The organism is Streptomyces phyllanthi (assembly GCF_009377205.1).
In the GTDB taxonomy this organism is placed as follows: Bacteria; Actinomycetota; Actinomycetes; order Streptomycetales; family Streptomycetaceae; genus Streptomyces; species Streptomyces phyllanthi.
This window is the reverse complement of record NZ_VJZE01000270.1, coordinates 1-12,430: the sequence shown is the minus strand read 5'-3', so window position 1 is coordinate 12,430 and position 12,430 is coordinate 1. Positions and strand designations below refer to the sequence as shown.

10 protein-coding genes are annotated in these 12,430 nt (G+C 70.9%); 7 read left to right on the top strand and 3 right to left on the bottom strand.

From position 1 onward, the window contains the following. Positions 1–732 precede the first annotated feature (732 nt). On the top strand, positions 733–1,743 hold the full coding sequence (locus FNH04_RS29660; RefSeq protein ID WP_152788859.1) for a hydroxyacid dehydrogenase: 1,011 nt from the start codon (positions 733–735) through the stop codon (positions 1,741–1,743). A gap of 45 nt (positions 1,744–1,788) precedes the next feature. Here FNH04_RS29660 and FNH04_RS29655 read toward each other — a convergent pair whose 3' ends face one another. Then, a complete protein-coding gene (locus FNH04_RS29655; RefSeq protein ID WP_152788858.1) occupies positions 1,789–2,205 on the bottom strand; it encodes a hypothetical protein in 417 nt (138 codons plus the stop codon). A gap of 159 nt (positions 2,206–2,364) precedes the next feature. Here FNH04_RS29655 and FNH04_RS29650 point away from each other — a divergent pair, with 159 nt between their 5' ends. The 3 genes from FNH04_RS29650 (at position 2,365) to FNH04_RS29640 (ending at position 7,405) form a co-directional block, all read left to right on the top strand. Next, positions 2,365–3,684 carry a radical SAM protein gene (locus FNH04_RS29650; RefSeq protein ID WP_152788857.1) on the top strand — a complete coding sequence of 440 codons (1,320 nt, stop codon included), beginning with the start codon at positions 2,365–2,367 and terminating at the stop codon, positions 3,682–3,684. A gap of 250 nt (positions 3,685–3,934) precedes the next feature. Beyond that, on the top strand, positions 3,935–5,428 hold the full coding sequence (locus FNH04_RS29645; protein ID WP_152788856.1) for a cellulose-binding domain-containing protein: 1,494 nt from the start codon (positions 3,935–3,937) through the stop codon (positions 5,426–5,428). 120 nt (positions 5,429–5,548) lie between these two features. Further along, the gene (locus tag FNH04_RS29640; RefSeq protein ID WP_152788855.1) at positions 5,549–7,405 is read left to right on the top strand and encodes a glycoside hydrolase family 15 protein; all 1,857 of its coding nucleotides are present in this window, start codon (positions 5,549–5,551) and stop codon (positions 7,403–7,405) included. A gap of 46 nt (positions 7,406–7,451) precedes the next feature. Here FNH04_RS29640 and FNH04_RS29635 read toward each other — a convergent pair whose 3' ends face one another. Both FNH04_RS29635 and FNH04_RS29630 read right to left on the bottom strand, forming a co-directional pair. Beyond that, positions 7,452–8,540 (bottom strand): sensor histidine kinase, encoded by a 1,089-nt coding sequence (locus FNH04_RS29635; RefSeq protein WP_322724194.1) that lies wholly within the window; start codon positions 8,538–8,540, stop codon positions 7,452–7,454. Further along, positions 8,533–9,228, bottom strand: coding sequence for a response regulator transcription factor (locus FNH04_RS29630; RefSeq protein ID WP_152788854.1), 696 nt, complete (start codon positions 9,226–9,228; stop codon positions 8,533–8,535). The genes FNH04_RS29635 and FNH04_RS29630 overlap by 8 nt, the downstream gene beginning before the upstream one ends. Before the next feature lie 506 nt (positions 9,229–9,734). On the opposite strand from FNH04_RS29630, the gene FNH04_RS29620 reads away from it, so the two are divergent. The 3 genes from FNH04_RS29620 to rsgA all read left to right on the top strand — a co-directional run. Continuing rightward, the gene (locus FNH04_RS29620; protein ID WP_322724193.1) at positions 9,735–10,841 is read left to right on the top strand and encodes an endonuclease/exonuclease/phosphatase family protein; all 1,107 of its coding nucleotides are present in this window, start codon (positions 9,735–9,737) and stop codon (positions 10,839–10,841) included. A gap of 29 nt (positions 10,842–10,870) precedes the next feature. Beyond that, positions 10,871–11,026: a hypothetical protein gene (locus FNH04_RS46765; protein WP_194236859.1), complete on the top strand. Its 156-nt coding sequence runs from the start codon at positions 10,871–10,873 to the stop codon at positions 11,024–11,026. A gap of 248 nt (positions 11,027–11,274) precedes the next feature. Continuing rightward, positions 11,275–12,430: ribosome small subunit-dependent GTPase A (gene rsgA, locus FNH04_RS29615; protein WP_152788852.1), on the top strand; the 1,156-nt coding region annotated here is incomplete at its 3' end.

Sequence of the window (12,430 nt, the reverse complement as noted above, 5' to 3'; positions counted from 1 at the left end):
GTGCCGGGTCGGGCGCCGGTGCCGGAGTCGCGGCGGGCGCGGGTGCGGGTGCCGGGGACGGCTGAGGCTGAGCCTCGGGCTGTGCCTGGGGCTGTGCCTGCGGCTGGGGCTGTGCCTGCGGCTGGGGCTGTGCCTGGGCTCCGTCGGGGCTTTCCTGCATCGTCTTCTCCTTTTCCGTGGTCGTACGGGCGGCAGTGGCGGAGGCGGAACCGTGTGCGGCGACGTACGGCGACCCGCCGACGCCGGACCGACCGGGAGCCGGAGGGAGAGCCGGGGAGGAGCGAGCCCAGAGGGCTCCGGGCACAGCACACGCGAAGGGACCGACAAGTCTCAGGACTCAGGGCCCTGAGAGCGGGCCGGGCGGGAGACGACGAGCTCCTGCAGCGGGTCGGCGTTGCTCCGACGGACTCCCGGACCCGGCCGGCGACGTGCGGCGGGTCGGCAGGGCCTGCCCCGTACCCCGCGCGGGCTGTGCCTCACCACGCACCGGCAGCCTCGTCCCCGTGCGGGTCGGAGTCCTTCGTTGTGCCGTCAATCGTCCATCTCGCAAGTCATGGCTGTGCTGGAACACATCGACCCTCGCAGATGTCACGTGCACGGTCATCAGCAGAATTACGCACCCGTCTACGTAACTTTCCCCCGTATGCGGTTCGTTGACCACCTCGCGCGCGGGCACCTAGCGTGTGGAGACCGGTTGCCGTCCATGACTCACCGAGCCGGAAGGCCCCTTCCTTGAGCGAGCGTCCCCTGGCCCTTTTCGCCATGACCGCCCGGAACCTCCCCCAGATCTTCCCGCCCGACGTGCTGACCCGACTGCGCGAGGCCGTGGACATCGATCCCACTCTGGTGGCCGAGGACGGTTTCACCGATCCGCGCCTGCGGGACGTGCTCGCCGAGACGGAGATCCTCGTCACCGGCTGGGGCTGCCCCCGTGTCGACGAGGCGGTACTCGACGCGGCACCCAGGCTGCGCGCCATCCTGCACTCGGCGGGCTCGGTGAAGAGCTTCACCACACCGGCCGTGTGGAAGCGAGGGATCACGGTCTCCTCGGCGGCCGGCGCCAACGCGCTGCCCGTCGCCGAGTACACGCTCGCCATGATCCTGCTCGCGGGAAAGGACCTCCTGGTGAGCAGGGAGCGCCTGAGAGCCGAACGGGTCCATCCCGGCTGGGAGGTCGTCCCCGGCATCGGCAACCACGGCCGCCGCGTCGGCATCATCGGCGCCTCCCGTATCGGGCGCCGGGTCATCGAGCTGCTGCGCCCCTTCGACCTGCGGCCCAGCCTCACCGATCCGTACGTCGACGAGGCCGGGGCCGCCGCGCTCGGAGTTCCCCTCCTGCCGCTCGACGACCTGCTGCGCACCTCCGACATCGTCACGATCCACGCCCCGCAGACCCCCGAGACCCGTCATCTGATCGGCCGCCGCGAACTCGCCCTGATGCCGGACGGAGCGGTCCTCATCAACACCGCGCGCGGAGCGCTCCTCGATCACGACGCGCTCATCGACGAACTACGCACCGAGCGGATCAGCGCGATCCTCGACGTCACCGACCCCGAGCCGCTGCCCGCCGACTCCCCGCTCTTCGACCTGCCCAACGCCTTCATCACCCCGCACCTCGCCGGCTCCCAGGGCAACGAGGTGGCCCGCCTCGGTCTGGCGGTCACGGAGGAGGCCGAACGACTGCGCTCCGGGCAGCCGTTGTGCCACGGCATCGAGCTCACGGCACTGGAGCACACGGCTTGACCATCGACGGGCCGGGGTCTCCGCGTCCACCGTCTCCCGTGTGCACTAGGCTCCCCGGCTCCGTGCCCACCGCCGGATGCTCGCGATGGAGCGCTCCTTCGATCCCCGGGATCCCGCTGTTTCCCCCGCGGCCGTGGCGAACGCCGTGATCGGCGTCCACCGGGTGCACCCCGTGCCGGTCGTCCACCTGACCGCGGGGAAGTCCGTGATCTCCGTGATGGACGCCCGGGGGATCACTCGGGTGCGCAGGTAGCCCCGGACGGTCAGTTTCCCGCCGGCGCACGAGGCCCCCAACCGGCAGCCGCGGACGGCGAGGACCGCGCATCCGACCACGGCGACACCCGCCGCGAGGCGCCGGAGCCCGTCACCGGCCTGCGCCCAGTAGAGAACGCTCACGACCCCCGGGACGACTCCCAGGCCGCTGTTGGCGACGCGGTTCCACAGTGAGGGCGACAGTTCCATGACGCTCCTCGTCCGTCCTGGAGTGCGAGGCGACTCCAGCCGTGGCCGGTCGCTCAGGACACTCCTGAGGGGACCCGGCACCCTGTGCGCCCGGGCGGGGGCATACCGTGAGGAGTCGAGCACAGCCGCCGCTGTGAGCCGGGAGCGAGGAGAAACGGGATGGGCAGCCGCACCGCGCTGGTCGAGGACCTGATGGAGAGGTTCCCGCACGTACCGCGGGAGGCCGTCTTCAAGGAGGATCTGCTCAGGGGCGGGGTGGCCTTCGACGCGTCGGCGCTGAGCGACAACGAGAAGGGAGAGGTGAAGCCGAAGTCGTACTTCATCTTCTCCTTCGACCACGGCACCCTGCCCGAGCTGGGCGAGGCCGCGCTCCGGCGCCCGCCCGAGGAGATCATCCTCACCGGAGGACCGTACGACCTGCGGCGCACCGTCGTGTCCGTGCGCGTGAACCCGTCCTCGCCCTACCGGGTCGCGGCCGACGAGGAGGGGCTGCTCGGGCTGTACCTCGACGGGACGCGGATCGCCGACGTCGGCGTGCCGCCCATGCCCGAGTACTACCGGCACACCCTCGCCAACGGGAAGTCCGTGATGGAGGTCGCCCCCACCATCCAGTGGGGGTATCTGATCTACCTCACCGTCTTCCGGGTCTGCCAGTACTTCGGCGCCAAGGAGGAGTGCCAGTACTGCGACATCAACCACAACTGGCGCCAGCACAAGGCGGCCGGACGCCCGTACACCGGTGTGAAGGACGTCGAGGAGGTCCTGGAGGCGCTGGAGATCATCGACCGGTACGACACCGCGAAGGCGTCCACCGCCTACACGCTCACCGGTGGTGCCGTCACCTCGAAGGTCGCCGGACGCGACGAGGCCGACTTCTACGGGCACTACGCCAAGGCCATCGAGGAGCGCTTCCCGGGCCGGTGGATCGGGAAGGTCGTGGCGCAGGCGCTGCCGAAGGACGACGTCCAGCGGTTCAAGGACTACGGCGTGCAGATCTACCACCCCAACTACGAGGTGTGGGACCGCCGTCTGTTCGAGCTGTACTGCCCCGGCAAGGAGCGCTACGTCGGCCGTGACGAGTGGCACCGGCGGATCCTGGACTCCGCGGAGGTCTTCGGCGCGAGGAACGTGATCCCGAACTTCGTGGCGGGCGTCGAGATGGCCGAGCCCTTCGGTTTCACGACCGTCGACGAGGCCATCGCGTCCACCACCGAGGGCCTGCGGTTCTTCATGTCGCACGGCATCACGCCCCGGTTCACCACCTGGTGCCCCGAGCCCACGACCCCGCTCGGCAAGGCGAACCCGCAGGGTGCGCCGCTGGAGTACCACATCCGGCTGCTGGAGGCGTACCGCGCCACGATGGACGACTTCGGACTGTCGTCCCCGCCCGGATACGGTCCGCCCGGACCGGGCCGCGCGGTCTTCTCGGTGAGCTCGTTCATGGACAGCCTGTCGGCCGAGGAGCCCGTCGGCACGTGATCCGTGAGGCGGTTGAGTGGATCGGGACCGCCGTACGTACAACTCAACAGCGGCACTCGGCGGTACAAGTGGCGACCGGCCGGTAACCCATTTGAACATGCGGCTTGTCAGTTGTGTGGGAGCCGTGAAAAGCTCGGGCTCCGTCGTGAGACACCTTCAACTCCCTTAGTCATAAGGCGAGTTGTCCTTTGCATTGTGGATGCGCCCCGTTTCGGGTGGACGCACCCCGCTCTGTGGATGCAGGAGACACATGCCCGACCTGCCGAAGCCCCAGGACGCCACCGAAGCAGCGATGCTCTCCGAGTGCTGGGACGCGGTCCTCTCGTACGCCGACCTGTGCACCTCCGGGTCGGCATCGGCCACACAGCTGGCGACCGAGGCGTTCACGCACGGCATACAGGAGGCCCGCGCCGACGAGGCCAGAGCCGGCCGGGGCGCGGGCCGACGGGTCCTGCGGCTGCCCCGGACCCCCTTCCTGCTGACCGCGGTCCGCTCCACGGCCGCCTCCTGGGAGGCCCACGGGCAGGGCCACCGGCTCGACCCCGATCTGCGGCTGTGGCTCAACTCCGACAAGGCCGCCCGCTACACCGGGCCGCCCCTGCACCGCCCGCTCGCGCTGCGCGGTCTGAGCGACATGCAGGAGCCGGACGCCGCGCTGCTGTGGCTGGCCGAGGTGGAGGCGCTGCCGCTGCCCATGGTGGCGCGACGGCTCGGCCTCGACCCGGCCTCCGCGGCCGAGGAGCTCTCCGAGGTACGGGCGCTGTTCCGGGACCGCTGCCACCGCAACCACCTCGACACGCCCATGGACGCGGGCTGCCGCAGCTACGCGCGGCTGCTCGACGCGGTGACCCGCTCACCCGGCGCGGAGACCCCCGAGGACCTCTCGCGGCACCTCGCCACCTGCGTCGACTGTGCCGAGGCCGCCGCCTGCCTGCGACTGCACGGCGGCGGCCTGCCCTCCGCGCTGGCGGGCGGTGTCATCGGCTGGGGCGGTCTCGCGTACCTGGAGCGGCGCCGCCGGGCCTCCGAGGCCGGGCTCGCCCCCGGCCGCGCCGACGCCTCGGGCACCGACCGGGGCCTGTCACCGAGCAGGGAGCCCAAGCCGCGCGTCGGCCGCACCGGCATGCTGGTGGGCGCCGGCCTCGTCTCCGTGCTGGCCCTGGCGGCCTCCCTCATGCCCTTCGGCTCCGAGGGCGGCGAGCTGGCACAGGGCGAACCGGTGCGGCAGCCGGTGTCGGATCCCGACATCTCGCTGCCGACCGTCGCACCGCAGCCGACCGACACGTCGGGCGACCCCTCGGAGCTGCCGCGCGCCGACGCGAGCCGCACACCGGGCGACGATTCCGATCCCGAGCCGCAGGGCGAGGGTTCGTCCCCCGCCCGCGTGACGCACCGCCCGGTCGAGCCCGGAAAGTCCGAGGACTCCTCCTCCTGCCGCGTCCGCTACGAGATCGTCAACGAATGGCCGGACGGCTTCCAGGCCACCGTCACGGTCACCTCCACCCAGGCCCTCGACGACTGGCGCATCGGCTGGACCTTCCAGGACGGCCAGCAGGTGACCCAGATGTGGGACGGCTCCTACGACCAGGACGGCTCCCGCGTCACGGCGTCCGCCGCCGACTACAACCGGTCCGTGGCCGCCGACGGCACCTTCGGCGTGGGCTTCCTCGGCTCCTGGGAGGGCGACAACTCCACCCCGCGGAACTTCACACTGAACGGGGACGGCTGCACGACGGCCGGCTGAGGGCAAGGGCAAGGGCAGGGGGCGGGAGCGCCGCCGGGCGCGTGCTTGGCGGCGGTGCGCGGGCGACCCGGACGCCCCGTCCGGCGTGCCCGTCCCGGTGGGCCCGCCGACAATGTCCCCATGCCGGGTCGCATCGAGGACTACGCCCTGGTCGGAGATCTGCTCACCGCCGGTCTCGTGGGCCGGGACGGCAGCCTGGACTGGCTGTGCCTGCCCCGCTTCGACTCACCCGCGTGCTTCGCCGCCCTGCTCGGCGGCCCGGACAACGGCCGCTGGCTGATCGCGCCCGCGAACCAGGACGGTCACGACGGCCCGTCCGCCCGCCGTCGCTACCGCGGCGACACCCTGGTCCTCGACACGGAGTGGGCCACACCGACCGGCCGGGTCCGCGTCACCGACCTCATGCCGCCCCGCGGGGACGCCCCCCGCGTCATCCGGGTCGTCGAGGGCCTCTCGGGTGGCGTCGACATGCGCGTGGACCTGCGGCTGCGCTTCGACTACGGGCGCGTCCTGCCCTGGATGCGGCGCCTGGACGGCGCCCTGACCGCGATCGCCGGACCGGAGTCGGTATGGCTGCGCACCCCCGTACGGCTCACCGCGCACGGCCACACCCACACCGCCCGCTTCCGGGTCACCGCCGGTGAACGGATTCCCTTCGTGCTCGCCTGGCACCCCTCCCACCTGCCCGCACCGGCCCCCGTGGACGCCTTCGAGGCACTGCGCGCCACGGAGACGTACTGGACCGAATGGCTGCGCCCGCTGACGTACGACGGGCCGTACCGCGACGCCGTGGCGCGCTCCCTGATCACGCTCAAGGCCCTCACCTACGAGCCCACCGGCGGTATCGTCGCCGCCCCCACCACCTCCCTCCCCGAGGACATCGGCTCCACGCGCAACTGGGACTACCGCTACTGCTGGCTCCGCGACGCCGGGCTCACCCTGGAGGCCTTCCTGCGCAGCGGGTTCACCGCCGAGGCCGACGCCTGGCGGGCCTGGCTGGAGCGGGCGGTCGCCGGGCGGGCCCAGGACATCCAGATCATGTACGGCATCGCGGGCGAACGGCGGCTCACCGAGTGGGAGGCCGACTGGCTGCCCGGGTACGAGGGCTCACGGCCCGTACGGATCGGGAACGCGGCCGCCGGACAGCAACAGCTCGACGTACCCGGCGAGGTGATGGACACCCTCCACCTCACCATCCGCTCCGGACTGCGCCCCCGGCACCATCTGCTCGCCCTCCAGCGGGTCCTGCTCGACCACCTGGAGCGGGTGTGGTCCGACCCCGACCAGGGCCTGTGGGAGACGCGCGGCGCCCCGCGCCACCACGTCCACTCCAAGGTGATGTGCTGGGTCGCCTTCGACCGCGCGGTACGCCTGGCGGAGGGCCACGCGCGCCCCGGCCCGGTCGAGCGCTGGCGCGGGGTCCGCGACCGTATCCACCGCGAGGTGTGCGAGAAGGGCTTCGACCCGGTCCGCTCCACCTTCACCCGGTCCTACGGGTCGGACCACCTGGACGCCGCGCTGCTGCTCATCCCGCAGACCGGCTTCCTGCCCCCGGACGACCCCAGGGTCGTCGGCACCGTCGAGGCGGTACGGCACGAACTCGACTCCGGGGGGCTGGTGTCGCGCTACTCGGCGGGCGGCGGCACCTCCCCGGACGGCCTCGCCGGCCCCGAGGGCACCTTTCTGGCCTGCTCGTTCTGGCTCGCGGACGCCCTGCTGCTGACCGGCCGCGAGGACGAGGCCCGCGCCCTGTTCGAACGGCTGCTCGCGCTCCGCAACGACGTCGGCCTGCTCGCCGAGGAGTACGACCCCGTGGCCCGCCGCCAACTCGGCAACTTCCCCCAGGCGTTCACCCACGTGCCCCTCATCCGGGTCGCGTACGAACTGGACCGGCACGCCACGGAGCACCGGCGGGGTGTTGCGCGGCGGGGAGAGGAGAACCGATCGACGGCGTTCCCTGAGGGCCCGCTGGGGTGAGGCACGCCTGCGTGTCGCTGAGGCCCCCGCCGACAACCAGCACGCTTCATCTGTCGGTGTGCGGGGCTGTCGCGGGTAGTTCCACAGTGACGCGGATCCCCCCTTCAGAACGCGGGGTGAGAGTGAGTGTTCCGTCGTGTGCGTGGGCGATGGTGTTGACGATTGCCAGGCCGAGGCCGACGCCTGCGTGGTCGGTGTGGATGCGCTCGGTGCCGCGCCGGAATGGTTCGGTGAGTGTCGAGGTCCGCTGAGGGGTGAGCTTCTCACCGGTGTTTTCGACAGTGAGCACCACAGTCCTGGGGCGGACGCCGGTACTCACCCACACGGTGCCCTGTTCAGGCAGGTTGTGGACGATCGCGTTGTGCACGAGGTTCATGGCCAGCTGCATCAGGAGCGCTTGCGATCCGATCGTGGGGGTGATGTCGCCGCGGGTCTCGACGGTGACGCCGTGCTTTTCCGCGAGGGGGAGGAGCGTTTCGGTGGCTTCTTCCGCCATGAGGGACAGGTCGACCCGTTCTCGGGTGAAGGACCGCCGCTCAGCGCGGCTGACCAGGAGCAGTGCCTCAGTAAGGTCGATCGCCCGGGTGTTGACGGCGTGGAGGCGGTTGATGAGTTCGCCGGTGTCGTGGTTCGGATCGGTGCGGGCCACGTCGAGAAGCGCCTTCGAGATCGCCAGCGGGGTGCGCAACTCGTGAGAGGCGTTGGCTGCGAACCGCTGCTGCTCGGCGACGTGTGCTTCGAGCCCTGCGAGCATCGTGTCGAAGGCGTCGGCGAGTTCGCGGAACTCGTCCTTGCGGCCCGGTAGCCGGATTCGGTGGGAGAGGGATCCGGCCGTGGCCAGGCGGGTGGCGTGGGTGATGCGGGTCAGGGGGGAGAGCATGCGGCCGGCGAGGATCCACCCTCCCAGGAGACCGAACACCAGCAGGAACGCCATGACTACGCCGGCCCCCGACGCGTAGTTGAGCGCGAGCTGGCGGCGGACCTGCAATCCGCCGATGCCGCCTTTCACTTCGGGCAGGTCCCTCAGCAGGAAAACCCACACCGCCGCGACCATCAGGACACCGGCGAGCATGAGGAACCCGGCATAGCTGAGGGTGAGCTTGAGGCGAACGCTCAGCCCGGACGCCCTATCCACGGTCTCCTCCCTCGTCTCCGGCCTCCGGTCGTGTGGTGATGCGGTAGCCGACGCCCGGCACGGTGGCGATGATCCAGGGTTCGCCGAGACGCTTGCGCAGGGCCGAGACGGTGATGCGTACGGCGTTGGTGAAGGGGTCGGCATTCTCGTCCCACGCGCGTTCCAGGAGTTCCTCGGCGCTGACGACACCGCCTTCGGCGGCGACGAGGACTTCGAGCACCGCGAACTGCTTCCTGGTCAGCGCGACGTAGCGGCCGTCCCGGTGGACCTCTCTGCGGAACGGGTCCAGCCGCAGGCCCGCGATCTCCCGCACGGGAGGCCTGTGGTGGGCACGTCTGCGGTCGAGTGCTCTGAGCCTGAGCGTGAGTTCCTGGAGTTCGAAGGGTTTCGTGAGGTAGTCGTCGGCGCCGAGTTCGAACCCGGAGGCCTTGTCGTCGATTCGGTCCGCCGCGGTGAGCATGAGGATCGGCATGCCGCTGCCGGAGGCGACGACGCGTTTGGCGATCTCGTCACCGGAAGGTCCGGGGATGTCGCGGTCGAGGACGGCGATGTCGTAGGCGTTGACGCTCAGCAGCTCCAGAGCGGTGTCGCCGTCACCCGCGATGTCGGCCGCGATCGCTTCCAGGCGTAGGCCGTCGCGGATGGCTTCTGCCAGATAGGGTTCGTCCTCGACGATCAACACACGCATGTAATCAAGGCTATGAGCCGACGCGTATCGTCGGCATATCGAAATCCGCATACATGCCGGCAACACCGTGCTGCCTTGACTGGCGGTATGACTCGAACCCCGTCACCAGCACGAACCACGACCCGCCGAAATCGCCGGCTCCTTGCCGTCGGCCTGACAGCCGTCACAACGGCGATCACCGCAGCCCTCGGCTACCGGTTACCCAAGTCCTCGTCCTCCTCGACGCCTTGGCCCCCCTCGACCGCGTCACTCTCGCAGACTCACCACAGTGAGCACCGTGGCGCGCTCGGCGAGGCCGACGGTGCCGTCCCCGACAGCGGGTGTCGGGGGACGCGGTCGGCATCGGGCGCTCCGATGCGACGGCGTGGGTGTCCCAGCACGGCGCCGAGTACGGGCTGTGCCGGCTCTACAGGAACGAACCACCACTACGAGCTGCGCACCGACGCGATCGATCGAGGTTGCCCGCGCATGTATGCCGACCCCACCCAGGACCCGAGGACGCAGCAGTGACCGGCAGTGAGCGAGGACAGACGACGACGCGGGTGGACACGGCGGAGACCGCACAGGGCGACGTCGGCCTCCGGGGTACCGGCTCCGGCACCCGGCGGGCCCGCATCCGCCGGGCGATCCGCGGAGCCTCCCGGCCGGAGCCCTGGAAGCGCGGCCTGGTGCTCGCGACGGTGGCGCTGCTGCTGGGCCTGCTCATGCTGCTGCACGCGAGGATCCCGAACAGGATCGGGGGCATCGGCAGCCTGGTGGAGACCTTCCTGCCGTGGTTCGGCCTGTTCATCCCGGTGCTGCTGGCCGGGGCGCTGTGGCGCCGCTCCGCCTCCGCGGTGGCCGCGCTGCTGCTGCCGGCCATGGTGTGGCTGAACCTCTTCGGCGGGCTGCTCAGCGACAAGTCCCACCCGGGCAGCGGCCTCATCGTGGCCGGCCACAACGTCGGCGCCGACAACCCCGACCCGGTCGGCACCGCCCGCGACCTGGTCGCCTCCGGTGCGGACGTGCTGGCACTTCAGGAGCTGACCCCGCAGGCCCGGGGCACGTACGAGAAGGAGCTGGCGAAGGCGTACCCGCACCACACGGTGCTGGGCACGGTCGGGCTGTGGAGCAAGCTGCCGCTGTCGGACACCCGGCCGGTCGACATCAAGCAGGACGTCGGGCCGCTGGCGGACACCAAGCCGGTCGACGTCAAGATGGCCTACAACCGGGCGCTGCGCACCACGGTGGCCACGGCCCAGGGGCCGCTGGCGGTGTATGTGGCCCACCTGGGGTCCGTACGGGTGAATCCCGGGGCGGGCTTTTCGACGGCCCATCGGGACAGGGGCGCGCAGGCGCTCGGCAAGGCCCTCGCCGCCGAGCAGAACGAGCGGGTGGTGCTGCTCGGCGACCTGAACGGCACCACGGACGACCGCGCGTTCGCCGCCCTAACCTCGCAGACGCGCTCGGCCCAGGACGCGGCCGGGGACGGCTTCGGCTTCAGCTGGCCGGCGAAGTTCCCGGTGGCACGGATCGACCAGATCCTGGTCCGTGGCGTGGAGCCGGACAGTTCGTGGGTACTGCCGGCCACCGGCAGCGACCACCTGCCGGTGGCGGCCGGAATCAGCTGGTGAACACCGCGCGAGAAGGCTCCGGTTCCAGGATGACGACCAAGGCCACAGGCTTCTCCGAGCCGGCCATGACGCCGGTGCTCGCGCTCGCCCAGCAGCCGCATCGCACCCGGGGACGCGCCGCTCTGCGCGCCGGCCAGAGGCGCAAGCGCAACCTGATGCGGCTTCTGGACCAGCACGGTTTGTGACCCTGCCGGAAAAACGGTGGCGCCGGAATGCGACCGCCTCTAGGGTGAGATCGCTTCACGCAGTGGCTGTTGGCCGCTGCCGTCTGCCGAGTGAGAAACGGGAGGTGTGACCGATGGCTGTCTCTGTGATGGGCGCTGCCCGCAACCAGAAGTTCATCCACTCCACCTCCGTGGTCTCCGGCTGATCTTTCCTTCTTCTTCGCGCCTGTGAGTGCGCGCGGCCGGGGCCGCCCTGTGAAGGGTTCCCCTTGAATCTCTCTTCTCTTTCGGCTTCTTCCGCTTCGTCGCACCCTCTGGCCCCTTACGGCTGGGACGAGGGGTGGGAAGCGGAGTTCGCTCCGTACGCCGGGCAGGGTCTCCTGCCTGGTCGTGTCGTACGTGTCGACCGCGGCCAGTGCGACGTCGTCACTCCCGGCGGTACCGTCCGTGCCGACACCGAGTTCGTCGTTCCCCGTGACCCGATGAAGGTGGTGTGCACGGGGGACTGGGTCGCCGTCGACCCCGAAGGCAGCGACCCGCTGTATGTGCGGACGCTGCTGCCGCGCCGCACCGCCTTCGTGCGGTCCACGTCGTCCAAGCGTTCCGAGGGCCAAGTCCTGGCCACCAACATCGATCACGTCGTCATCTGTGTGTCGCTCGCGGCCGAACTGGACCTCGGGCGCATCGAGCGGTTCCTGGCGCTGGCCATGTCCTGTTCGAGTGGTGAGGCCCTGCTGCACGAGTCGGCACTCTCCTGGGAGTCCGGTGCGCAGCCGGTCGTGGTGCTGACCAAGGCCGATCTCGTCCCGGACGCAGTGACGCTCGCGCATCTCGTGCAGGACGTGGAGACCAGCGCACCGGGCGTATCCGTGCTGCCCGTCAGCGCCACGCTCGGGGAGGGCCTGGACGTCCTCGCGGCGGTGGTCTCCGGGGGGACGTCCGTACTGCTCGGCCAGTCCGGCGCGGGCAAGTCGACGCTCGCCAACGTGCTGCTCGGCGAGGACGTCATGGATGTCCAGGCCACGCGTGACGTGGACGGCAAGGGCCGCCACACCACGACCACGCGCAACCTGCTCGCGCTGCCCGGCGGTGGCGTGCTCATCGACACGCCCGGGCTGCGCGGAGTGGGCCTCTGGGACGCGGGGACCGGGGTCGGCCAGGTGTTCTCCGAGATCGAGGAGCTGGCCGCCGAGTGCCGCTTCCACGACTGCGGGCATGCCGCGGAGCCGGGGTGCGCGGTCCTCGCCGCCGTCGAGTCCGGCACGCTGCCGGAGCGGCGCCTCGACAGCTACCGGAAGTTGCTCCGCGAGAACCAGAGGATCGTGGCCAAGACCGATGCGAGGTTGCGGGCGGAGATCCGGAAGGAGTGGAAGAGGCGGGGCGCCGAAGGGCGGGCCGCGATGGAGGTGAAGCGGGGGCGGTGGG

Coding starts and splice junctions, on each gene's coding strand:
- FNH04_RS29655 (WP_152788858.1), bottom strand. CDS start 2,205: ATGGAACTGTCGCCCTCACTGTGGAACCGCGTCGCCAACAGCGGCCTG.
- FNH04_RS29650 (WP_152788857.1), top strand. CDS start 2,365: ATGGGCAGCCGCACCGCGCTGGTCGAGGACCTGATGGAGAGGTTCCCG.
- FNH04_RS29645 (WP_152788856.1), top strand. CDS start 3,935: ATGCCCGACCTGCCGAAGCCCCAGGACGCCACCGAAGCAGCGATGCTC.
- FNH04_RS29640 (WP_152788855.1), top strand. CDS start 5,549: ATGCCGGGTCGCATCGAGGACTACGCCCTGGTCGGAGATCTGCTCACC.
- FNH04_RS29630 (WP_152788854.1), bottom strand. CDS start 9,228: ATGCGTGTGTTGATCGTCGAGGACGAACCCTATCTGGCAGAAGCCATC.
- FNH04_RS46765 (WP_194236859.1), top strand. CDS start 10,871: ATGACGACCAAGGCCACAGGCTTCTCCGAGCCGGCCATGACGCCGGTG.